The sequence below is a fragment of the Acinetobacter baylyi DSM 14961 = CIP 107474 genome, from assembly GCF_000368685.1.
In the GTDB taxonomy this organism is placed as follows: Bacteria; Pseudomonadota; Gammaproteobacteria; order Pseudomonadales; family Moraxellaceae; genus Acinetobacter; species Acinetobacter baylyi.
In genome coordinates this window covers 1-23,259 of record NZ_KB849630.1, presented here as the reverse complement: position 1 = coordinate 23,259, position 23,259 = coordinate 1, and the positions used below count along the sequence as shown (strand labels likewise).

Here is a 23,259-nt window from a genome sequence, read left to right as displayed (position 1 = left end):
GAGGTTGACCCAGTCAGATGAAAACCGTTTTGCAAAATACTTACATGCCCCACATCAGAAACAGATCTCATTAAAACGAGTTTGATTCATTTATCGTCTGATTTTCATCTAAATATTACTGAATTGACATTTATGACGTAACATAATGAATAAATTGTCAAAAATCATAATATTCAACCTTCTGGGTTACAAACAATAGTGTGAATTGTGAAAGGTGTCAATTACAGGAAAAATTAAGTTTTTTGTGAAGGCATTACTCGCTTATTATAATTTTCCTGATAGCGAACTATTATCATTTAGTTTATTCAGTGACTTAGATAAAAAAAGCATTTGTAATCAAACAAATGCCTTTTTATATTTCTCAATCACTCAGCACTATTTTCCGATACAAAATGATCCAAAAATTTTGCCAAGTAAGTCATCTGCACTAAATTCGCCCGTAATTTCAGATAAAGCGTTTTGTGCAAGTCGCAATGATTCAGCCACCAATTCACCCGCATGGAAAACAACCAGTTGCTCACGTGCCTCATGCAGATGCAGCTGAGTGCGTTTCATTGCATCGAGATGACGTGTACGTGCAATAAAGGTATCTTCTTCAGGCTGAAAGCCCGCATGCGCTGTAATCGCATCGATCAAAGCCTGAACGCCCATGTCCATTTTGGCAGATACTGTCACATGTCTAAAATTCTGATATTGAGCCAGCTCAGGATGACCAGTCATCAAATCACATTTGTTACCAATCAAAATGAGGCGTCGGGGTTCCAGATGCTCAGCAAAATATTCCTGAGCCAAAGCCAGTGGATCTGCACCCTCACTTAAGTCATACACCAGTAGTAATAAATCCGCTTGTTCAATTTCCTTGATGGCACGTCGAATGCCTTCTTTCTCGACAATATCACCTGTTTCACGTAAACCCGCGGTATCGGTCAAGGTAATGGGTAAACCGTTTAAGCTAATTCTTTCATGCAAAACATCACGCGTGGTTCCCGCAATATCGGTCACAATCGCGCGCTCATTGCCTGCCAGAGCATTGAGTAAACTAGACTTACCTGCATTGGGTTTACCAGCAATCACCACTTGTAAGCCTTCACGCAATAACTGTCCCTGACGTGCAGAAGTCTGAACCTGTTGCACCGAGTCACGTACGTCATCCAGCAAAGCCAGAATTTTACCATCTGCCAGAAAATCAATCTCTTCTTCAGGAAAATCAATTGCCGCTTCTACATGCAAGCGTAAATGGATCAGTTTTTCCAGAACCTGATTAATTCTGAGCGAAAAAGCACCTTGCAAGGAACGTACAGCCGAACGTGCAGCGGCTTGTGATGTCGCATCAATCAGATCAGCAATCGCTTCTGCTTGTACCAGATCCAGCTTTCCATTTTCAAAGGCACGCATGGAAAACTCACCCGCCTTGGCCGCTTTAGCACCAAGCTCGAACAATCGCTCCAGCAAAGCATTCTGAATGACAGGCCCGCCATGTCCCTGCAACTCAACCACATCTTCACCTGTAAATGAGTTCGGATTTGGAAAATACAGCACCAGCCCCTCATCCATCACCAGCCCTTCAGCATCATAAAACTGGCGAAAACCTGCCATTCGTGCAGCTGGAAGTGTTTTTGCAGTCAAATGTTCAGCAATCAGAGATGCTTTTGGGCCTGACAACCGGATGACCCCCACACCCCCACGTCCTGGAGGCGTTGCAATTGCAGCAATGGTGGTTTGATATTGCATATAGAAACCTAAAAACAGAAAAATACAGATCAAATAAAAATCCGCCTAAGCGTAACATCTTAAGCGGATTGATTCAGCTCTCAAGTATCAAACGATTATGAGGTCGTTTCCACTTTATTTTCACGAGCTTTTGCAACACTTTTATTAATAAACCATTGTTGTGTAATGGTAATGGTGTTGTTGACAATCCAGTACAGTACCAGACCTGCAGGGAAGAACAGCATAAATACCGTAAAAATAATCGGCATAATGCGGAAAACTTTCGCTTGCATTGGATCTGCTGGTTGCGGGTTCAGCATTTGCTGGATGAACATGGTTGCGCCCATCAACAGCGGAAGGATGAACCACGGATCCATTGCAGATAAATCCTGAATCCACAACATCCAAGGCGCATGGCGTAATTCCACACTTTCCATCAATACCCAGTAAAGTGCCAGAAAGATCGGCATTTGAAGTAGCAATGGTAAGCAACCCGATAGCGGATTGACTTGCTCACGCTTGTACAACGCCATCATCTCTTGAGAAAAACGCATACGGTCTTCGCCAAACTCTTCTTTCATGCGTTGCATTTCAGGTGCAATCACACGCATCTTGGCCATTGAGCGATAGCTCTTTGAAGACAGCGGCCACAAGATCAGCTTCACCAATACCGTCAACAAGATAATTGACCAGCCCCAGTTTCCAACAATGTTATGGAAAAATTGCAAGCCAATGAACAGTAACTTGGCAATTGGCCATAACCAGCCATAATCGACGGTCTGATTCAAGCCCACAGCCAGATCTTTTAATTCAGACTGGATTTTTGGACCAGAATAGAACGTAGCATCAACGGTCATGGTCTTGCCCGCTGGTACGTTAATGGTTGGAGAGGTAAAGCCAATGATATTCATGTTATCGGCAGATTTACGTGATTCAAGCTTCGCCGTATAGGCCTGATCTCCAAAGTGTCCTGGAATCCATGCACTCACAAAGTAGTGCTGAACCATTGCCACCCAACCACCTTTTGCTTCAACATTTAGCTTTTCATCAGAGAAATTGGCAAACTTCAGCTTGTTGTAATGCTCTTCAGGTGTGCCCCAAGCACCGCCCAAGAACGTACCCAAAGTAAAGATACCCTGATCTGACTTGCCTGGATCTTCAGAATTATCGCGTTTAATCTGACCAAACATCTGACCTTGCCAGTTTTGCGGGCTACGGTTAACCACCTGATAGCTCACCACAATTGGATAATCGCCTTGTTTGAAGGTAAAACGCTTGATAATTTCAACACCATCAGTCGTTTTATAAACCATCGGAACGGTTAAAGTTTTTACTAGCTTTCCGTCTTTATCCTTGGTTTCTTTGGCGTCTGTTAAAGTATAAGCCGATTTTTCAACATCAAATACAGGACGACCACCTCGACTACTATCTGGACCATTGAGACCAATTAAACCAGATTGCGCGACATAGGTACGTTTGGCATCACTTTCAAGCATCACAAACGGTTGATCGCTATTTTTGCTCTGATCGTGATTGAGTAATTCAATACGCACAATATCACCACCTTTAGGATTGATCCAAAGATGATAAAGGTCAGTTTGTATTGAAATAAGCTGTTGACTTGCAGCGGTTGATGTTGCTGCAGGTGTTTGTTGAGCAGCAATATTTGCCTGAGGCACATCAGATGATGCTGCCGCAGTACTTTGGCTGTTTGGCAAATCAGCAGATACGTCATGTGATACAACAGCAGCAGCTTGTGGCTGAACAGCTGTATTTGCATGACCATAATCTTTTTGCCAAGCCAAAATGAGCAAATATGCCGTGACAAACATGGCCCCGAGAATTGCAAACCTGGCCCATTGTTGCATATCTATTACCCCAAGTGGTTAGAGTGATTTAGGTTCAGTAAACGTTCACGAAAGGGTACAGTAACGTGAAGCATTTGAGAATCTATTTGCTGAAACGAAATAAAACGAATTGCTTTAGGAGGCACAGGATCATAACCAGAACCACCCCATGGATGACAGCGACAGACACGATGAATTGCCAGCCAAGTTCCTTTCATAGCGCCATGCGTATGAATAGCTTCCAGAGAATACTGTGAACAGGTTGGAATATATCGACAACGAGGTCCAAGCATTGGACTAATCGCAATTTGATAGAAACGAATCAACCAATGAAGTATGCGTACCATTGGTTCATCTCTAATGCAAAGAAGGAGAAACAGCTACTTTTTGATATTTTTTAGCTTGACGTTGTAATTTTTGCCAAGCAAATTCAAGCTGCTGATGCAAATCAGCATTAGATACCGCTTCAATACCTATCTTAGGCATCACCACAATATCCAGCAAACCTAATTGCTGTTGATGCAAGCGAAAACTTTCGCGAGCAAGTCGTTTTATTCTGTTTCTTTCGTGCGCACGACGAACTTTTTTCTTGGCAACAATTACCCCTAGACGGCTCTGGAGCTGTTCACTGGGTTTTGCAAGAAATAAGAAATGGGGTTGATGCACTTTAAAAAGCGCACCATCAAACACACCTTGGTAATCTGCAGCACAGCGTAAGCGTACTTCTGTGCTGAAACTATAAAGTGTCATCACCCAATCGTGTCAACTAACCGTAATTAAACAGTTAAGCTGTGACGACCTTTAGCACGACGGCGAGCCAAAACCTGACGACCAGCTTTAGTAGCCATGCGAGCACGGAAACCATGAACGCGTTTACGTTTTAATTCCGAAGGCTGGAAAGTACGTTTCATGTCGAAACTCCCAAATTGATCTATCTATAAAGGTTCGCGATTGTATTGCGCAATCTTTACGCTGTCAATGAAAAACAGGAATCTTTACATTTATTTGACTTTAATTGTTTTAAATGAAATCAACCAAAATTGAAGCAATTCATTTTAAACAAAAGTTATACACAAACTAATTCTTTCAATTTACAATCATTTTTTGTATATTCACAACTTATTCTCAATCTTATCAACAGCTTTATGTTGAATGATACGCTGAATCATGGGATTTGAATTTAAATTCATATCTCGCTAAATTATCCACAAGCTACTCAGGCTTATTAATTAAATTCAAATTTTAAAATTTAAATTTATTCTTATTAGGGACGCTTTTTTCTGTGGAATAGTCATTTTTAAATTTAAAAACCATAGATTTATATTGTGGATAACTGTGTTTTTATTTGTTTTATGCTTTGTGGATAACTTTGAGTGATATTTTATCCACAGCATGTGTGAAATCTTATCCACAAGTGGTGTGAATTTAAATTTATTGTGCGAGCGCTTCCTTTTTAAGCAAAATCAAGTGAATCTTTCATGACAGATGTGGATAACTTGGTTAGAATGGCGACCCCTTTCATCTGAGGGGGATGTTGTGGACTATTTTTGAATTTAAAACGGACAGGGGATTCACATGCTTTGGACAGACTGCTTAACTCGCTTGCGACAAGAGCTATCTGATAACGTCTTTGCGATGTGGATTCGTCCTTTAGTAGCTGAAGAGACGACAGATAGTCTACGCCTGTATGCGCCGAACCCTTACTGGACGCGTTATATTCAGGAACATCATCTTGAGTTGATCTCTATTCTGGTTGAACAACTTTCTGAAGGGCGGATTCGCCAGGTCGAAATTTTGGTTGACTCGCGTCCTGGTGCAATTTTATCCCCAGCAGAACAGCCAGCGACAACCACTGCTGCTCTGTCAAGTACACCAGTTGTACCTCAGCGCGTTAAAAAAGAAGTTGTCGAACCAGCAGCTACGCAAAGTAATAAAATTTTAAATTCAAAAAAACGTTTACTTAACCCACTGTTTACCTTCTCATTGTTTGTCGAGGGCCGTTCTAACCAGATGGCTGCTGAGACTTGCCGAAAAGTTTTAACTCAACTTGGTGCCTCCCAGCACAATCCTTTGTTTTTATATGGCCCGACAGGTTTAGGTAAAACTCACTTGATGCAGGCTGTGGGTAACGCATTACTTCAAGCCAAACCAAATGCACGTGTGATGTATATGACGGCAGAAAGTTTTGTACAGGATTTTGTGAGCTCGTTACAAAAAGGCAAGGTTGAAGAGTTTAAGAAAAACTGTCGTTCACTTGATCTACTTTTGGTCGATGACATTCACTTGCTGGCGGGTAAAGAAGCCAGTCTGGTCGAATTTTTCTATACCTTTAACGCCCTATTGGATGAATCTAAACAGATTATTTTAACTTCAGACCGTTATCCAAAAGAATTAACCGAGCTGGATCCGCGTCTGGTGTCACGTTTTTCTTGGGGATTATCTGTTGGTGTTGAGCCACCAGATATTGAAACGCGTATCGAGATTTTGCTTAAAAAAGCAGAAAATAGCGGTGTGGATTTACCTCGTAATTGTGCATTGTTTATTGCCCAGCAAGTGGTGGCCAATGTACGTGAACTGGAAGGTGCACTCAATAAAGTCGTAGCAATTGCACGTTTTAAAGGTTCACAGATCGATTTGGATGTGGTGCGTGAATCCCTTAAAGATGTATTGGCGATTCGTGCGCGAACCATTAGTGTGGAAAATATTCAGCGTGTGGTCAGCGAATATTTTCGTATTCCGCTCAAAGAGTTGATTGGACCGAAGCGGACACGTATCTATGCGCGTCCACGCCAGCTGGCGATGGGATTGGCACGTGAACTGACAGGCGATAGTTTCCCTGAAATTGGGATGGCTTTTGGCGGACGCGATCACAGTACAGTGATGCACGCCTGTGAAAAAGTACAGAGCTTAAAACAAGAAGATCCAATTTTTAATGAGGATTATAAAAACCTGTTGCGCTTATTACAGAGTTAATAGGTTACTCTTAAGTATATGTGTGTACTTTTAAGTTATTGTGATCGCAAGATTTAATGTGTGTTGCGATGCCTGGCTTAAGGTAAAAATTCACAGCTTAGTTAGTAAACCGTTTGCGTTAGTTCCGAGATATGAGCTGATGCTCCATCGATCATATTGATAAAATTTTCGTCCTGTCTTTTACATTAAATTAGGTTAGAATACTTCAAGTTTTTTTGAGTTTAAGGGTTAAAACGTGCGACTAAAAATAGCCAAAGAAAGTTTACTCAATGTTCTCTCCCATGTGGTGGGTGCAGTAGAGCGTCGCCATACGTTGAATATTCTTTCAAATGTTAAAATTCAGGCTAATGCGCAGGCTTTGACCATTACTGGATCTGATCTTGAAGTTGAACTGGTCGCAAGTACGACATTAGCAGAAGGGGCATGCATTGAAGCTGGAGAGACCACAGTACCTGCACGAAAACTGGTCGATATCTGTAAATCTCTTCCTTCTGCTGCCTTGATTGATCTACAAATTACCGAAGATCAGCGCTGTATCCTGAAGTCTGGAAATAGCCGTTTTGTGCTGGGCACTTTACCAGCAGAAGACTATCCGCTATTGACCACTGAGAGCAGTCAAGGTACTCAGGTTCAAGTGACTCAGCGCGAGTTGAAGCGTTTGTTTGAAAAAACATCTTTTGCTATGGCAGTTCAGGATGTGCGTTTTTATTTGACGGGCACATTACTAGAAATTGATCAAAATCAGTTACGTGCAGTCACGACTGATGGGCATCGTTTGGCACTGTGTGAAGTTCAGGCATCATCCACCGCCATGCAGGCAGTACAAGCAATTGTGCCACGTAAAGCTGTGGGTGAATTACAGCGTTTGTTAAGTATCGAAGATGATCAGCTAAGTTTGCTGATTGGTCGTGAACTATTGAATGTGACCATTAACATTGCCAATCGTGATAAGGAACAACATCCAATTACCGTGCGCTTTACCACCAAATTAATTGATGGAAAGTTTCCTGATTATCGCCGTGTCATTCCACGTGGTGGCGATAAACACGTACAAATTGCGCATGACGTGTTCAAGCAGTCACTACAGCGTGTCGCGATTTTGAGTAATGAGAAATTACGCGGCGTATTCCTGAATTTTAATCCTGATGTGTTACAGCTTCGTGCCAATAACCCAGAGCAGGATGAGGCAATTGAAGATATTGCAATTCAATATCAGGATGCATCGCTTGAAATGTCCTTTAATGCGCAGTATTTGCTAGATGTCTTAAGTGTACTGGATGGTGATGATGTCAGCATGAGTATGACTGAGGCCAATCAGTCGGTTTTGGTTCAAGATGCGGCACATCCTGATCAGACCTATGTGGTCATGCCAATGCGTGTGTGATGTATTGACTAAATTATGCAAATTACGCGTTTAAACATTGAACGTGTGCGCAATTTAAAAGCGGTTGCACTCTCTGGATTGCAGCCGTTTAATATTTTTTATGGCGCCAACGGTTCAGGTAAAACTTCTATTCTAGAAGCGGTCCATCTTCTGGCGACTGGACGTTCGTTTAGAACCCATATGCCCAAGCATTACATTCAGCAGAATGCACAGGATGCCATCATTTTTGCCCAGTCTTTGTCTGAAAAAATTGGCATGCAAAAGCTGTTATCAGGGGAGCAATTAATTAAGGTCAATGGCGATACTGTCGCCACTCAGGGACAATTGGCCAAACTGTTACCCTTACAACATTTAGACCCACAGAGCACAGATATTATTGATCATGGTGCAAAACCGCGGCGACAGTTGCTCGATTGGTTAATGTTCCACGTGGAACCTGAGTTTTATTTTGCGTGGCAATATTATTCACGGGCGCTCAAGCAGCGTAATATGTTGCTCAAAACCAAACGTCAGCTTAGTTTGGCAGAGCTGGAACCGTGGAACAAAATGCTAAGTGAATACGGGGAAATGCTACACTCACAGCGACTGGTGACCGTAGAGCGCTGGAAAGATTTTTTTCAACAAGATTTGGCGCAGCTATTGCCTGATCTTCAGATTGAACTGGAATACAGCCCAGGTTTTCATAGCGAAGTAGGATTATGGCAAGACCTTTTGAATTATCACAATAAAGATGTTGAACGACGTTATACAGAGTACGGTCCACACCGCGCAGACTTGCGCCTAAAAACTGCATTGGGTGATGCCGATGATGTATTGTCACGTGGGCAAAAGAAATTACTGATGATGGCATTAAAACTGTCACAGATTGCAATGTTACATGCGAGTAATAAGGAAACTGTGGTATTATTAGATGATCTGACAGCAGAATTAGATAGTAACGCGCAACGACGTTTAATTGAACGATTGAGCCAATTGGGTAGTCAAGTTTTTATTACCACTTTAGATCATCAGGCTGTAACTCAACATTTAGATGGTCTGTCTATTTCTTATCAATTATACAATGTTGATCATGGTCAAGTTCATGCTGTTTGACGTTGATTTTTTACCCATCTTTGGATAGACCTATTTTTGCTAGGGAGAAACCATGAGTTCAGAATCGCAATCTGCCTCTCCAACAGAACAAACAATTGAAAAGGCGTATGATTCCTCTAGTATCAAGGTATTACGTGGGCTGGATGCTGTTCGTAAACGTCCAGGCATGTATATTGGTGATACTGACGATGGGACTGGCTTGCACCATATGGTGTTTGAAGTCGTCGATAATGCGATTGATGAAGCTTTAGCCGGACACTGTGATGAGATTATTGTCACCATTCATGAAGATGAATCGGTGAGCGTCTCTGATAATGGTCGTGGTATCCCAACTGATATCCATCCTGAAGAGGGTGTTTCTGCCGCAGAAGTGATTCTAACCATTCTGCATGCTGGCGGTAAGTTTGATGATAATAGTTATAAGGTTTCTGGCGGTCTGCATGGTGTAGGTGTGTCAGTGGTCAATGCCTTGTCCAGCAAGCTACAGTTAACCATTCATCGTGCTGGTCAGATCCATGAACAGGAATATCAGCACGGCGATCCTCAGTATCCGCTAAAAGTGGTCGGTGAGACATCTACCACGGGTACTACTGTACGTTTCTGGCCAAGTGGGGATACTTTTAGCCAGACTATTTTTAATGTTGATATTCTGGCACGCCGTTTACGTGAGCTGTCTTTTCTAAATGCAGGCGTTAAAATAGTCCTGCGTGATGAACGTGTGAACTTTGAGCATATTTATGCCTATGAAGGCGGCCTGTCAGAGTTTGTAAAATACATCAATGAAGGCAAAAATCACCTCAATGACATTTTCCATTTTACCGCTGATTCTGACAATGGCATTGCCGTTGAAGTGGCGTTGCAATGGAATGACAGCTATCAGGAAAATGTACGCTGCTTTACCAACAATATTCCACAAAAAGATGGTGGAACACACCTTGCGGGCTTCCGTGCAGCTTTGACACGTGGTTTAAATAGTTATCTTGAGAATGAAAATATTCTTAAGAAAGAAAAAGTTAACGTGAGTGGTGATGATGCACGTGAAGGTTTGACCGCTATTATTTCGGTCAAGGTGCCTGATCCAAAATTCTCGTCTCAAACCAAAGAAAAATTGGTTTCAAGTGAAGTCAAACCTGCGGTTGAACAGGCGATGAACAAGGAGTTTTCGGCTTATCTGCTGGAAAATCCGCAAGCAGCAAAATCGATTGCTGGAAAAATTATTGATGCCGCACGTGCGCGTGATGCCGCACGTAAAGCACGTGAAATGACGCGTCGTAAGAGTGCACTCGATATTGCGGGCTTACCGGGTAAACTTGCAGATTGTCAGGAAAAAGATCCAGCGTTGTCTGAGTTGTATCTGGTCGAGGGTGACTCTGCGGGTGGTAGTGCTAAGCAAGGTCGTAACCGTAAGATGCAGGCGATCTTGCCGCTGAAAGGTAAAATCCTGAACGTGGAACGTGCGCGTTTTGACAAGATGATTTCCAGTCAGGAAGTGGGAACATTGATCACCGCGCTGGGCTGTGGTATTGGTCGTGAAGAATATAATCCCGATAAGCTTCGTTACCACAAAATCATCATTATGACCGATGCGGATGTCGATGGTTCACACATTCGAACCTTACTATTGACTTTCTTCTTCCGTCAAATGCCAGAACTGGTTGAGCGTGGTCATATTTATATCGCCCAGCCACCATTGTACAAGTTGAAAAAAGGTAAGCAGGAACAGTACATCAAAGATAATGATGCACTTGAAACCTTCCTGATTTCAAATGCCATTGATGATCTGGCATTGCATATCAGTGCAGAAGCACCTGCCATTACAGGTGAAGCACTGGCTAAAGTCATTGATGACTACAAGATTTCGCAAAAAAGTTTGCAGCGTTTGACCCAGCGTTATCCTGCAACTTTGCTTGATGGCTTGCTCGAAGTTGAGCCATTTAAAGCCGATCTTAGCCATGATCGTCCCTATGTAGAGCAGTGGGCCGAGCAACTGGGTCAAGTGATTGCAAAATTACAGCCAAGCTTACGACCTGAGGTGAGTTTAGAAAGCTTTGAACGTGAATCACCAACAGGGGAAACTTCGATTCATTGTTGGCCGCGTATTACGGTCTATGTGCATAATTTACCACACCATTACCTATTGGATGCTGGTTTGCTCAACTCTGCTGAATATGCACGATTACTCAAAAACTCCAAGAGCTGGTTTAAATTGCTTGAAGAAGGTGCTTACTTGCAAAAAGGTGAACGTCGTATTCAGGTGAGCAATTTCCATCAGGTTTGGCAGCAAATCTTGCAGGACTCACGTCGTGGCATGATGATTCAGCGCTATAAAGGTTTAGGTGAGATGAACGCCGAGCAGCTTTGGGAAACTACGATGGATCCTGATAACCGTCATATGCTGCAAGTCACCATTGATGATGCGATTGAAGCTGATCGTATGTTTAGTTGCCTCATGGGCGATGACGTCGAGCCACGTCGTGCATTTATTGAGGAAAATGCGTTGAATGCAGATATTGATGCTTAATATCTGATTGATTAAAACACCATAAAAAAATCAGGCACACAGTGCCTGATTTTTTTGACCATTTAATTTCCATAGGGGTCATGTGACTTCCTGTCTAGGGCAAAGCCTGAATTAGACTATTGCCATTGCTGGAAAACCTGTTCTGCGGTCTTGTTCAAGACCACTTGGTTGCCCTGAATCTGTTGTACCCATTGTGTTGGAATATAGTGATGCTGGCCTTGAGCAGCCTGATCATTTTTGGCAAGCTTGATTTTGTCTTGACCATCGAGATGGTCAACTGTACCAACGTGTTGACGATCTGAACCGATAACTTCGGCATGATGTTGAATATCTTGTAAATTAATATTTGCCATGAGATAAACCCTCTCTTCTATTGATTTATTGTTGGATTGATTGTGTTAATCAATCAGGCGAACTGTTTTGGTCATTTAATGACCTTTTAAAAACAGTAGTCATTGTTTGCCTAGTCATCAGGTTATGGCTTTTTTTAGGCTTACTGTGCTGTGCTTGTGTAAGGCTTTATGGCATTTTGATCAAAACATGAGGGTTTAGGCTAAAAAGATGTTAACTTATATTTCTTATATAAAATAAATAGTTAGATTAAATTAAATCAATAAGTTGTGTAAAAAGAATGAGCTAGGGGTTTTGAAAAGTGATTAAAAAATATAAAGCTGTAACAGCGGGCAATTAAATGTTTCGGGCTGTAAATCCTGCAATAGATTACAGCCCAGGATTGTAAATTAATCAAATAAACTTTCGAGCTCTTCGAGTTGCATCATCAATTCAAGCATTTGTTCTTCCGCCTGCTCCAGTTCCTGTTTTGAATCGCTTTGTTCATTCATGAGTTTTAACAAATCATTTTTACGATCGGCATCGTAAAGTGAGCTATCACCGAGTAAGGTTTCGATTTCCGCTAAACGTTTTTGTAAGCGCTCAACCTGACTTTCACATTTTTCAATATTTTTACGAATCGGACGCGTTTGTTCGCGACGTTTCGCGGCTTCTTTGCGTTGGGCTTCTTTGTCCAGTTTAGAGATGACAGGTTGCGCTTCAACTTTAGATTGAATAGGCGCGGTAGGCTGTTGTCCTTGCTTCATCATGTCATTACGTGCCTGACGTAACCAGTTCGCATAATCATGTAGATCACCATCAAAATCGCGACTGCTGCCATTATGAACCAGAATCAGCTCATCGCAGACGCTGGCGATCAATTGACGCTCATGTGATACCAAAACCACGGCACCTTCAAAGTCCTGTAATGCCATGGTTAGCGCATGACGCATATCTAAATCTAGATGGTTGGTCGGTTCATCTAAAATTAAAACATTGGGACGTTGCCAGACAATCAATGCCAGTGCCAGTCGAGCACGTTCGCCACCCGAAAAACTCTCGCTCGGCGTATCCATGCGTTCGCCGCTAAAACCAAAGCTGCCCAGAAAAGCACGTAGTGTTGCTTCGCTGATTTTTTTATCTGCAATACGTGACAGTTGTAGCATTGGACTGGCTGATCCATCCAAAGCATCCATTTGATGCTGGGCAAAGTAACCGATATTGAGCAGCTCTGAGGCATAACGTGTGCCACGCAATAGCGCCAAATCACCCACCAGAGATTTAATCAGTGTCGATTTACCCGCGCCGTTCATTCCGAGCAGACCAATCCGGCTGGTCGGGGTAATTTGCAAATTGACATTGGTCACAATCAATTTGTCGCCATAACCAATGTCGGCGTGTTCAAGTGCCAACAGCGGCGAGCTCATTTTGCTTGGTTCACGAAAGCTAAAGGTGAAAGGCGTATCGACATGTGCAGGTGCCAGTTCTTGCATGCGTTCTAATTGTTTAATACGGCTTTGTGCTTGACGAGCCTTAGTGGCTTGTGCCTTAAAACGATCAATATATTTTTGTAAGTGCGCGCGCGTCTCTTGCTGTTTTTCAAACGCTTGCTGTTGCTGCGCCAAACGTTCTGCACGTGTGGTTTCGAAGGTTGAATAATTACCTGTATAAAGTGTTAACTGCTGATTTTCGATATGTAAAATATGATCAGTAATGGCATCAAGAAAATCACGGTCATGCGAAATCAGAACCAGTGTTCCTTCATAGGCTTTCAACCAGTCTTCAAGCCACAAAATCGCGTCCAAGTCCAAATGGTTGGTTGGTTCGTCGAGTAAGAGTAAATCTGAGCGACTCATCAGGGTACGCGCCAGATTCAACCGCATCCGCCAACCGCCAGAGAAGCTGGCAACATCATATTGCGATTGATATTCAAAAAAACCTAAACCTGCCATAAGCTGGGATGCTTTAGCCGCTGCTGCATAACCGTTAATTTCATCAAAACGACTATAAAGGTGAGCCAACTCGTTGTCGCTAAGCTGTTCTGGATGTTCAAGCTGATGCTGAATGGTCCAGTACTCTTCATCGCCAGACAAGACGAAATCAATCGCTTTCATATTCAGCGCTTTAATTTCTTGTGCCATGTGTGCCACAGTCCAGACATTCGGACGACTCAAGCTACCACTATCCGATTCAATTCCACCCAGAAGTGCAGAAAATAGGGTCGATTTACCAGCACCATTGACACCAGTTAAACCAATTTTCCAGCCTGGATGCAATTGCATCGATGCTTTTTGAAAGAGGACTCGTCCGCCACGGCGAACTGAAAATTGGTCGAGTTGAATCATGGAGAAATTGACGCTATGCAGAGAACAGTAGCGCTATTCTAAAGATATACGAACACGAAGACAAAAATTTAAGTATCAAGTCAGCCTGAGAATAAGTGATCACTTCTAAATGTGACTGGGTAGTCTAATCACTAAATGAATCAAATAAATGAATATTTTATTTTTATATAAATAAATCAAATATTTAGATATTTATTATTTTTAATTAAAGCTAGTTTTTTCAAAAAAATGTGTCTAACTCTACGCTTTTGTATCAAAAAGATTCATTTTGCGACAAAAAAGTGGAGTAAAAGCTCTATTTTTTTTTAAATAACCTCTTTAATATTTGCATTGAAAGGATACTCCTGAACTAAAAAAAGTCGATCAAAGGAATACATAAGATGAAGAAATTCGCACTCATGCTCACTGCTGCATCTGTTTGTGGTTTATCTGCAACTGCACAAGCCGCCAAAGTAGATGTCTGTGTTTTCGATTTACTGGGTAAATCGGGTGAGTCTTATAAGATGATGGAAGAATGGGCACTGGCAGCCAAAGGCTGGGGTGCAGACATTAATCTGGTACCGCGTCAGGACGAAGCGGTTGCGGATAATGACTTCAAAGCAGGTAAATGTGATGCGGTTGCTATGACTGCAATGCGTGCGCGTCCATATAACAAATTTGCAGGTTCAATCGATTCATTGGGCGGCGTTCCCAATAACCAGATTGCACAACGTGCAATCAGCTATGTACTAGATGCCCGCAATGCAGCAAAAATGACCACCAATCTGGGTGGTAAAAAATATGAAGTTGCGGGTATTTCGCCACTAGGTTCAGCATTTATTTTTGTACGTGATAAAAATATTAACTCAATTGAGAAAGCTGCGGGTAAAAAGTTTGCCGTGCTTGGGTATGATGATGCACAGAAAATCATGGTACAGCGCGTAGGTGCGCAAGCCGTATTATCTGATATTTCTAACTTTGCAGCCAAATTTAACAATGGACAAGTGGATATTGTAGGTGCACCAGCCTATGCTTACAAACCATTAGAATTGCATAAAGGTTTAGGCGCAAATGGGGTCATGTGGAACTTCCCTGTATTGCAGGTTACTGCAGATCTTGTGATTCGCCCAGATCAGTTCCCTCAGGGTTTTGGTCAAAAGTCACGTGACTGGTTTGTGAAACGCTTACCGAAAAACTTCGCGATGATTAACCGTTTGGAAGCTGAAATTCCAGCCAAATACAAAATGAACTTGACTGCCGAAGACAAACTTAAGTATCAAAAATTGCTAAGAGATGGTCGTATAGATCTAACCAAGCGTGGTATTTATGATCCAGAAATGATGTCTGTACTCAAAAAAGCGCGTTGTTCAGTTGATAAAGCCAACTTTGAATGTGCAATGCCTGGTGAATAATATTGATTTTTAAGGAAAAGTCCGGATAAATGCCGGACTTTTTTATTGAATAAAATCCTGTCAGTTGTGCCATTGTTTCAATCAATAGACACGCTAAGCTAAACGGTGATAGTACTTGCAAAGTAGCTGCTACCAAGGTGTGAAATATTATCCACATACTTCATCTTCAAAATGCAATCATCGCAATTGAATAAGAAGCAGTGCTTCAGATAAGTCTTCAATAAAAACAACGATACCCATCAAAGGATATGATAATGAACTGGACACAAAAAATCATGGCCACCATTACACTGGGTGTACTGGCAGGAACGGTACATGCCAAACAAACCGTCTGTGTATTTGATCTGGTCGGAAAAAATGGTGATGTCTACAACCTGATGAAAGACTATCAGCTCGCTGCAAAAAGTTGGGGGGCAGATATCGAGCTTAAAGTGGGTCAAAACGAAGCTGTGATTGCAGAGGATTTCAAAGCGGGTAAGTGTGATGGCATCAGTGTGACAGGCATGAGGGGACGTCAATTTAACTCCTTTACTGGCTCCTTAGATGCGATTGGTGCGATTACAGATCTTAAGCTTGCAGTAAAAGTCATGCAGGGGCTTGCCAGTCCAGGATTTGCCAAATATATGGTGAATGGGCAATACGAGGTCGCAGGGGTGATTCCTGTAGGAGACGCCTACTTATTGGTGAATGATCGTAGTATTAATACCGTAGCCAAGGCCGCAGGTAAAAAAATTGCGGTGCTGGATTATGATGAAGCACAGAAAATCATGGTACAGCAAATTGGTGCACAAGCGGTAAGTGCTGATGTCACCAACTTTGGAGCCAAATTTAATAATCATCAAGTCGATATTATTGGCGCACCTGCCGCTGCGTTTAAACCACTTGAACTGCATAAGGGTTTAGGCACTAAGGGGGCAATTGTAGATTATCCAATTTTACAGGTAACAGGTAATATTATTATTCGTCAGGATAAATTTCCTGAAGGTTTTGGACAAAAATCACGAGATTGGGTCAAGGGCCAGTTACCCCGCGCCTTCAATATTTTGGGCAAAATGAAAGCAGATATTCCGCAGAAATACTGGATGGAAGTCCCTGCTGCTGATAAACCAGGCTATCAAAAAATGATGCGTGAGTCGCGAATTAATCTGACTAAACGGGGTATTTACGATAAACGCATGATGAAACTTCTTTGGCAATTCCGTTGTAAGGAAGATCGCACCAATTTTGAATGTGGTTTACAGGATGAAAATTACAAATAATTCTGACCACCAGACTCAGAATAAAGTTTAAACTTGAAAGACAGTCCCCATATCGAATATGTTATACTGTTTCATGGTTTTAAGATGATATCTGAATCTAGTCTGAGGAATACCTGTCATGAATGCCCAAGCTCTTGTTATTACAGATAATGCTGCAAAAAAAGTGCGCCAACTCCGCGATAGCGAAGGCAATCAGGATTTGATGCTGCGTGTTTATGTGACAGGCGGTGGGTGTTCTGGCTTTTCTTATGGCTTTAATTTTGCTGATAGTCCCAACGAAGATGATGCCGAGTTTGTAAATGGTGATGTCAAAATGTTAGTAGATTCACTGAGCTATCAGTATCTGGTAGGTTCGGTGGTCGATTATATTGAAGGACTGGAAGGTTCTCGCTTTATAATCCAAAATCCAAATGCGACTACAACTTGCGGTTGTGGTTCATCATTTTCGATCTAAAGATCGCTGGATTCAGAGCAATAAAAAAATCCCCGAAAGGGGATTTTTTTATTGGCCAGAATTAAACGCTGGTGATGGTTCCCAAAATACGAAAACCTGCTGCGCCTGTCACCGATGGCAAATTAGCACTCTGTTGTTGCATAAAACGCATGGCGAGCCATGCAAACGCGGTTGCTTCAACCCATGTTGGAGAGAGTCCCAAAACACTGGTACTTTGAACAGACCAGTGATGTTTGCGCAGGCGCCAACGAAGTTGTTCCAAAAGATGCGAATTATAAGCCCCACCACCACACACATAAACTTCGCCTGTATCCAGCTCTGAACGATAAATCGCTTTTTTGATGGCACGGGTGGTGAGTTTAAGTAAGGTCGCTTGAACATTTTCTGGTGTGTCTTCTAGCTCATCATATTCGAGTTCATCATTACGCCAGTCTGCGAGCTGATCATCCAGCCAGTCTAGATTAAAATCTTCACGTCCTGTACTTTTTGGTGGTTTTTTTGAGAAAAATTCATGGGCTTGTAGGCGTTCAAGCAAGGCTCTGATCGGTTGGCCATAAGCAGCCCAATTGCCATTTTCATCATAAGGATGTCCGGTGTAACGTTCACACCATGCATCCATTAAAATATTGGCAGGGCCAGTGTCGAAGCCATAAACGCCGTCGGGATTACCTGCGGGCAATAAGCTGACATTGGCAATACCACCCAGATTCAAAATCACACGATGAATAGTCGAATGTTGAAAAATCGCTTGATGAAATGCAGGAACCAGTGGCGCACCTTGTCCACCTGCCGCCATATCACGACGTCTAAAATCTGAAATGACGGGAATACCAGTGAGTTCGGTAATGATATGAGGATCACCGATTTGCAAGGTAAAACCATGCTCTGGACGGTGACGAATGGTTTGCCCATGTGAACCAATGGCCTTAATTACATGTCGATCTAGATGATTTTGTTCAATCAGCATATTGATCCCATGACCAATCAGTTTTGCCAATCCAACATCTGCTTTACCCATGCGGTCAATTTCATTATCGCCAGGCAGCGTCAATGCCATGAGTTCATCTCTTAGCGCTGGCTCAAACGGAAGTGTTAAGGTCGCGTGAATATGGAGAGGATCAAAAGAAGCAGCAACAAAATCGACGCCATCCATGCTGGTGCCCGTCATTACCCCAATATAGATTGCTGTCATGAGCAACTTCGCCTGCAATATGCTGAAAAAGTGTTAGTATATCGCACAAATTGAATAACTGATGTGTTTAGGTTTTGTGATGTCAAATTTCTTGCCTGCTGAAGAACAGCTTGCCCTCATTCAACGAGGCACTCATGAAATTATTTCTGAAGAGGATCTTTTAAAGAAACTTAAGGAAAATCGCCCACTGCGAATCAAAGCAGGGTTCGATCCAACTGCACCAGATTTGCATTTGGGTCATACGGTTCTGATTAATAAATTAAAAGCATTTCAAGATCTGGGCCACGAAGTCACGTTCTTGATTGGCGATTATACTGCCATGATTGGCGACCCAACTGGAAAAAGTGCGACGCGTCCGCCACTGACTCGTGAGCAGGTCGAGGCCAATGCCAAAACCTATCAAGAACAGGTCTTTAAAATTCTTGATCCAAATAAAACCAAGGTTCGCTTTAACTCGGAGTGGTTTAATCAGCGCACTGCAGCAGATCTGATCCAGTTGGCCAGCCAGCAAACTGTTTCACGCATGCTGGAACGTGACGATTTCACCAAACGCTATAACAATCATCAGCCGATTGCCATTCATGAATTTTTATATCCTTTGGTGCAGGGCTATGACTCAATTGCACTTGAAGCCGATGTAGAGCTGGGTGGAACCGATCAGACCTTTAACTTACTCATGGGGCGTACTCTGCAAGGACGCTACGGTCAAGAATCGCAAGTGTGTATTACGGTGCCGATTCTAGAAGGTTTGGACGGTGTCAACAAAATGTCTAAATCACTGGGTAACTATATTGGGGTATTTGATGCGCCGGGTGCGATGTATCAAAAAGTCCTTTCCATGCCAGATACCTTAATCGAGCGCTATTTTGAACTACTCAGCTTTAAATCACTTGACGAGATTCAGGGTTTACTCGATGAAATGGCCAATGGCCGTAACCCGCAAGATTTGAAAAAAATCTTGGCGCTTGAACTGGTGGAGCGTTTCCACGATGCAGACGCTGCTGCCAATGCCCACAAAGGTGCAGGCAATATCATCACAGAAGGTGAAATTCCTGAAGGCACACCAGAAGTGACGATTTCACGTGGCGAATTTGGTGGAGAAATCTTTATCGCTTCGATTGTGCGTTTGGCTGGACTCACCAAAAATGCTGCACAGGCCAAAGACGCTGTTTCACGTGGAGCCGTTAAAGTCGATTGGCAGGTGGTGGATGCCAATTTCTCGGTGAAAGAAAATAAAACCTATCTGATTCAGGCAGGTAAAAAAGCCATTGCCCAAGTCACCTTTACTGATTAATCAAACAATAAAAAAGCAGATCACGTGATCTGCTTTTTTATATCTAATCAGCGGTCTTTATTTTCCATGATAAACCTCATATTTTTTTAGAAAAAATAATCAACTCCGAGTTTCGTCATCGCAGTGTAAAATTTAACTCGTATTTTGAGTCATAATCGGCTACAAATAATATAAATCAAGTGTGATCGAGATTCATCATGTTGCCTATGATCCAAATAATAGGCTCCTGCTATATAGCAAGAGTGATGAATATGTGTGACGATTGAAATTGTTTATACTTATGCTATGTAAAAAAATAAAGATGTCATGTAGCGAAATGGTGATCATGGCTACCGTTCATAATCAAATTAAGTTAAATAAAGATAAATGACAAACCAACAAAACCAGATCGTGTTGATGTTGTCATTATTGTAGTTACCCATTACATCCTATATTTACTATGAGGAGAGCTGCTAAAAAGAGAAACGCAAATTCGATTGAGTTATCTGAAAACATGTACCCCGATAAATTGAAATCGCATCATTCATAGTTTATGAGCACAATAAAAAAACACCAAGAGGAGCAATCAGCATGGGCTTTGATCAACAACACCTCAACTGGCTAATTACTTTCTTATTCAATACTGAACCAGACTCAATCGAACAGCAAGACTATCATTTAGCACATTATTATCTGGATAAACTCGACATTGCCGAGCATTATCAATTATTTAGTATGATTTTGGCACGTTTACCTTATCGTGCAAAACTGTTTTTTATTGGAGAAAGCTTTCGTGGAAAGCAGCAAATGATCCGTGAAGTGATCGATGTGCGTTGTCCTTACTAAAGCTAAAGCTGTATCCAATCAAAAGTCCAGGTCTTAACTTGGTCTGGACTTTTATCCTGCTTTCAAAGTGTTTAGTTTATCTGTAATAACATATATTTATTATAATTATTTATTTTTTTTAAAATGAAAATGTAGCATTGGTTTATAATTTGCATGCTTTGGATTCTTGGTTCAGAAGACCATGAGGTCATCTAGATAGAAGATGAATGACATGAATATCCAAATAGTGTGACGATGAATGATGCTTTCTAAAAAATTAACAACCTTACAAATTTCTCTTTTCAACATTTCGAATATGTTAACTCCAATTGCGCTGATGTTCGCTATATCCATGGGGATGAGTGGGTGTAAAGAACACCATGATTCTGGGTCATCAACTACAGTTATCCCGCCAGAAAACAGTGCGTCCGATGATTCAAGTTTGAAGATTATTCATATCAATGACCATCATTCGCATCTGGATGAAGAGCGCATGGAGTTTGATCTGAATACAGGCAGTACTTCAGGCACTTATAGTGTAAGTCGTGGTGGTTTTGCACGTGTGTCAGCGCTTTTTAATCAGCTTGCCATGGGACATGGAGCAATTTTAAAACTGCACGCTGGGGATGCAACCACTGGTGACCTGTATTACAACCTCACAAAAGGCAAGGCAGATGCTGATGTAATGAATATGATTTGCTTTGATGCATTTACATTGGGAAATCATGAATTTGATAATAAAGATCAAGGACTAAAATACTTCATTGATGCATTGGATCAAGGCGATTGTCCAACACGTACTGCGATTTTATCTGCAAATGTGGAATTTGGACCGTCATCTCCATTGTATCAAAGCACCCGTATTCAAAAATCAACAGTGATTGAAACTCAAGGTCAAAAGATTGGTCTTGTAGGACTCACCATCGCACAGAAAACCAAAAATGCTTCTCAGCCTAATCCCGATACCCTGTTTAAAGATGAACTAGAAAGTGCACAGCAGCAAATAGACCTATTACGTCAAGCAGGCATTAATAAGATCATCCTACAAAGTCATGTGGGTTATGAAATGGATAAATATCTTGCGACACAATTACATGGTGTAGATGTGATTGTAGGAGGTGATTCACATACGCTGTTAGGTTCACAGAATCTTGAGAAAGTTGGAATGACGCCAGAAGCACCTTATCCGACCACCCTCCAAAATAAGGATGGTGATCCAGTGTGTATAGTTCAGGCGTGGCAGTACAGTTACGTGGTCGGCGAGCTGGATATAACATTTGACTCTCAGGGCCGCGTTAAAAACTGTCAAGGTACACCGCATATTTTGATTGGAGATGATTTTAAACCTAAACTCACGTCTGCACCTGCCTTAACCCATGATCAGCAGTTAAACATAGCCAAGCAGTTACATCTGCTTGCCCCTGAAATTACAGTGATTGAACCAGATAGTAGAACATCACAAATTCTAAGCCCCTATCGTGATATGAAAGAAAAATTTCGACAAACGATTGTGGCGACGGCTCAGGAAATTTTATGTTTACGCCGTGTACCAGGAACACAACGTGATATTAACCGTTCCAGTTTAGGCAATGTATGTAATCAGGATGAACGGGTGAATCGTTACGGTGGAGATATTCAGCAGCTGGTTGCAGAAGCCTTTTTACAGCAAGGAAAAACTTACTTCTCTGCACAACTATCAATTTTAAATGGGGGCGGCGTACGTACCGATGTAGAACAAGGACCGATCAGTGTAGAAAAAGTTTATCAGGTCCTGCCTTATAACAGTACGCTGGTACAGTTAAATATGCAGGGGAATGAGATCAAGGCCACTCTTGAAGATGCAGTTGATGCGGTTATTACGCTGAATAATACAGGCAGTTATCCTTATACAGCAGGATTACGCTGGTCAGTCGACTTTAATCAACCAAAAGGTCAACGCATTAGCAACATTGAATTGAAAGATTCATCTGGAGAATATAGCTTACTCATGATGGATCAGACTTATCGTGTAGTAACACTTGATTTTCTCGCCAATGGTTCAGATTATTATCATACCCTTGCAACCATTCGTAATGAGCGACGTATCGATGTAGGTTTGGATTATGCAGAAGCCTTTATGAAATATCTTGAAGCAGATGGCTTATCCCAACCGAGAGCATTATTTCGTTTACCTGTTTCCAATTACAGTACGCAATACTTTATTGATCGGCCTCTGTGAAACTTTAAAACTCACAAAAAATAGCGTGAAGTCTAAAATTTAAGCATAACTGAATGGGCAGATGACTAAAATCGTCTGCTTATTCGCCATAAAATCAAGATTCGCTGTAAAAAAGAACAACCGTAGCAAATAAAGTAAAAAAGGGGTTGCGTGTGTGTGATTATGGTGTAGAATGCACATCCATCGGCGGTGATGCAGATAAAAACTTGTTGAGAAACAAGGATTTGGCTAGATTGGTTAGATTCTTGGATTGGTTGATAAGTTTTAAAAATATCGAAATTACCTGTTGACTTTGAAGAGATTTAGAGTAACATAGCCGACCTAGCTTGATGATGACGAATCGTCGAGAAGATCATTAAGAGAATAGAAGAACAACTTGTGTGGATTTTTACTGGTTGATTGATTGATATATTATCATTGATTGATTGGTTTAAATTACTCGAAG

At 41.8% G+C, this 23,259-nt stretch carries 18 protein-coding genes; 10 read left to right on the top strand and 8 right to left on the bottom strand.

Annotation, left to right across the window (positions count from 1 at the left end; genetic code table 11):
• Positions 1–375: 375 nt before the first annotated feature.
• The 5 genes from mnmE to rpmH form a co-directional block, all read right to left on the bottom strand.
• Positions 376–1,731 (bottom strand): tRNA uridine-5-carboxymethylaminomethyl(34) synthesis GTPase MnmE, encoded by a 1,356-nt coding sequence (gene mnmE, locus F952_RS15500; protein WP_004930080.1) that lies wholly within the window; start codon positions 1,729–1,731, stop codon positions 376–378.
• 95 nt (positions 1,732–1,826) lie between these two features.
• Positions 1,827–3,578 carry a membrane protein insertase YidC gene (yidC, locus tag F952_RS15495; RefSeq protein WP_004930076.1) on the bottom strand — a complete coding sequence of 584 codons (1,752 nt, stop codon included), beginning with the start codon at positions 3,576–3,578 and terminating at the stop codon, positions 1,827–1,829.
• A 5-nt stretch (positions 3,579–3,583) separates the two neighbouring features.
• A complete protein-coding gene (gene yidD / locus F952_RS15490; protein WP_004930074.1) occupies positions 3,584–3,904 on the bottom strand; it encodes a membrane protein insertion efficiency factor YidD in 321 nt (106 codons plus the stop codon).
• Between the two features lie 10 nt (positions 3,905–3,914).
• The gene (gene rnpA, locus F952_RS15485; RefSeq protein ID WP_011182867.1) at positions 3,915–4,310 is read right to left on the bottom strand and encodes a ribonuclease P protein component; all 396 of its coding nucleotides are present in this window, start codon (positions 4,308–4,310) and stop codon (positions 3,915–3,917) included.
• Positions 4,311–4,333: 23 nt separating this feature from the next.
• Positions 4,334–4,468 (bottom strand): 50S ribosomal protein L34, encoded by a 135-nt coding sequence (gene rpmH / locus F952_RS15480; protein ID WP_000831329.1) that lies wholly within the window; start codon positions 4,466–4,468, stop codon positions 4,334–4,336.
• A 664-nt stretch (positions 4,469–5,132) separates the two neighbouring features.
• Between rpmH and dnaA the strand changes: the two genes are divergently transcribed.
• The 4 genes from dnaA (at position 5,133) to gyrB (ending at position 11,527) form a co-directional block, all read left to right on the top strand.
• Entirely contained in the window at positions 5,133–6,530 is a 1,398-nt protein-coding gene (dnaA, locus tag F952_RS15475) for a chromosomal replication initiator protein DnaA (protein WP_004930068.1), read from the top strand.
• A gap of 235 nt (positions 6,531–6,765) precedes the next feature.
• Entirely contained in the window at positions 6,766–7,914 is a 1,149-nt protein-coding gene (gene dnaN, locus F952_RS15470) for a DNA polymerase III subunit beta (RefSeq protein WP_004930066.1), read from the top strand.
• 15 nt (positions 7,915–7,929) lie between these two features.
• Positions 7,930–9,006, top strand: coding sequence for a DNA replication/repair protein RecF (recF, locus tag F952_RS15465; RefSeq protein WP_004930061.1), 1,077 nt, complete (start codon positions 7,930–7,932; stop codon positions 9,004–9,006).
• 52 nt (positions 9,007–9,058) lie between these two features.
• Complete coding sequence (gene gyrB / locus F952_RS15460) at positions 9,059–11,527, top strand: DNA topoisomerase (ATP-hydrolyzing) subunit B (protein WP_004930060.1); 2,469 nt, start codon at positions 9,059–9,061, stop codon at positions 11,525–11,527.
• 116 nt (positions 11,528–11,643) lie between these two features.
• On the opposite strand, the gene F952_RS15455 is transcribed toward gyrB, so the two are convergent.
• Positions 11,644–11,880, bottom strand: coding sequence for a DUF2171 domain-containing protein (locus F952_RS15455; RefSeq protein ID WP_004930057.1), 237 nt, complete (start codon positions 11,878–11,880; stop codon positions 11,644–11,646).
• Positions 11,881–12,267: 387 nt separating this feature from the next.
• Entirely contained in the window at positions 12,268–14,202 is a 1,935-nt protein-coding gene (locus F952_RS15450) for an ATP-binding cassette domain-containing protein (protein WP_004930055.1), read from the bottom strand.
• A gap of 380 nt (positions 14,203–14,582) precedes the next feature.
• Here F952_RS15450 and F952_RS15445 point away from each other — a divergent pair, with 380 nt between their 5' ends.
• The 3 genes from F952_RS15445 (at position 14,583) to erpA (ending at position 17,306) form a co-directional block, all read left to right on the top strand.
• Positions 14,583–15,593, top strand: coding sequence for a putative solute-binding protein (locus F952_RS15445; protein WP_004930052.1), 1,011 nt, complete (start codon positions 14,583–14,585; stop codon positions 15,591–15,593).
• A 254-nt stretch (positions 15,594–15,847) separates the two neighbouring features.
• On the top strand, positions 15,848–16,852 hold the full coding sequence (locus F952_RS15440) for a putative solute-binding protein (protein WP_004930050.1): 1,005 nt from the start codon (positions 15,848–15,850) through the stop codon (positions 16,850–16,852).
• A 118-nt stretch (positions 16,853–16,970) separates the two neighbouring features.
• Positions 16,971–17,306: an iron-sulfur cluster insertion protein ErpA gene (gene erpA, locus F952_RS15435; RefSeq protein ID WP_004930046.1), complete on the top strand. Its 336-nt coding sequence runs from the start codon at positions 16,971–16,973 to the stop codon at positions 17,304–17,306.
• Between the two features lie 61 nt (positions 17,307–17,367).
• Here the strand turns inward: erpA and F952_RS15430 are convergent, their stop codons facing one another.
• Positions 17,368–18,498, bottom strand: a complete 1,131-nt coding sequence (locus F952_RS15430) for an anhydro-N-acetylmuramic acid kinase (RefSeq protein ID WP_004930042.1) — start codon at positions 18,496–18,498, stop codon at positions 17,368–17,370.
• A 61-nt stretch (positions 18,499–18,559) separates the two neighbouring features.
• On the opposite strand from F952_RS15430, the gene tyrS reads away from it, so the two are divergent.
• The 3 genes from tyrS to F952_RS15415 all read left to right on the top strand — a co-directional run bounded on the left by tyrS (position 18,560) and on the right by F952_RS15415 (position 22,814).
• Positions 18,560–19,792 (top strand): tyrosine--tRNA ligase, encoded by a 1,233-nt coding sequence (tyrS, locus tag F952_RS15425; RefSeq protein ID WP_017385059.1) that lies wholly within the window; start codon positions 18,560–18,562, stop codon positions 19,790–19,792.
• 570 nt (positions 19,793–20,362) lie between these two features.
• On the top strand, positions 20,363–20,617 hold the full coding sequence (locus F952_RS15420) for a hypothetical protein (protein ID WP_004930036.1): 255 nt from the start codon (positions 20,363–20,365) through the stop codon (positions 20,615–20,617).
• Between the two features lie 295 nt (positions 20,618–20,912).
• Complete coding sequence (locus F952_RS15415) at positions 20,913–22,814, top strand: bifunctional metallophosphatase/5'-nucleotidase (protein ID WP_227499412.1); 1,902 nt, start codon at positions 20,913–20,915, stop codon at positions 22,812–22,814.
• Positions 22,815–23,259 lie beyond the last annotated feature (445 nt).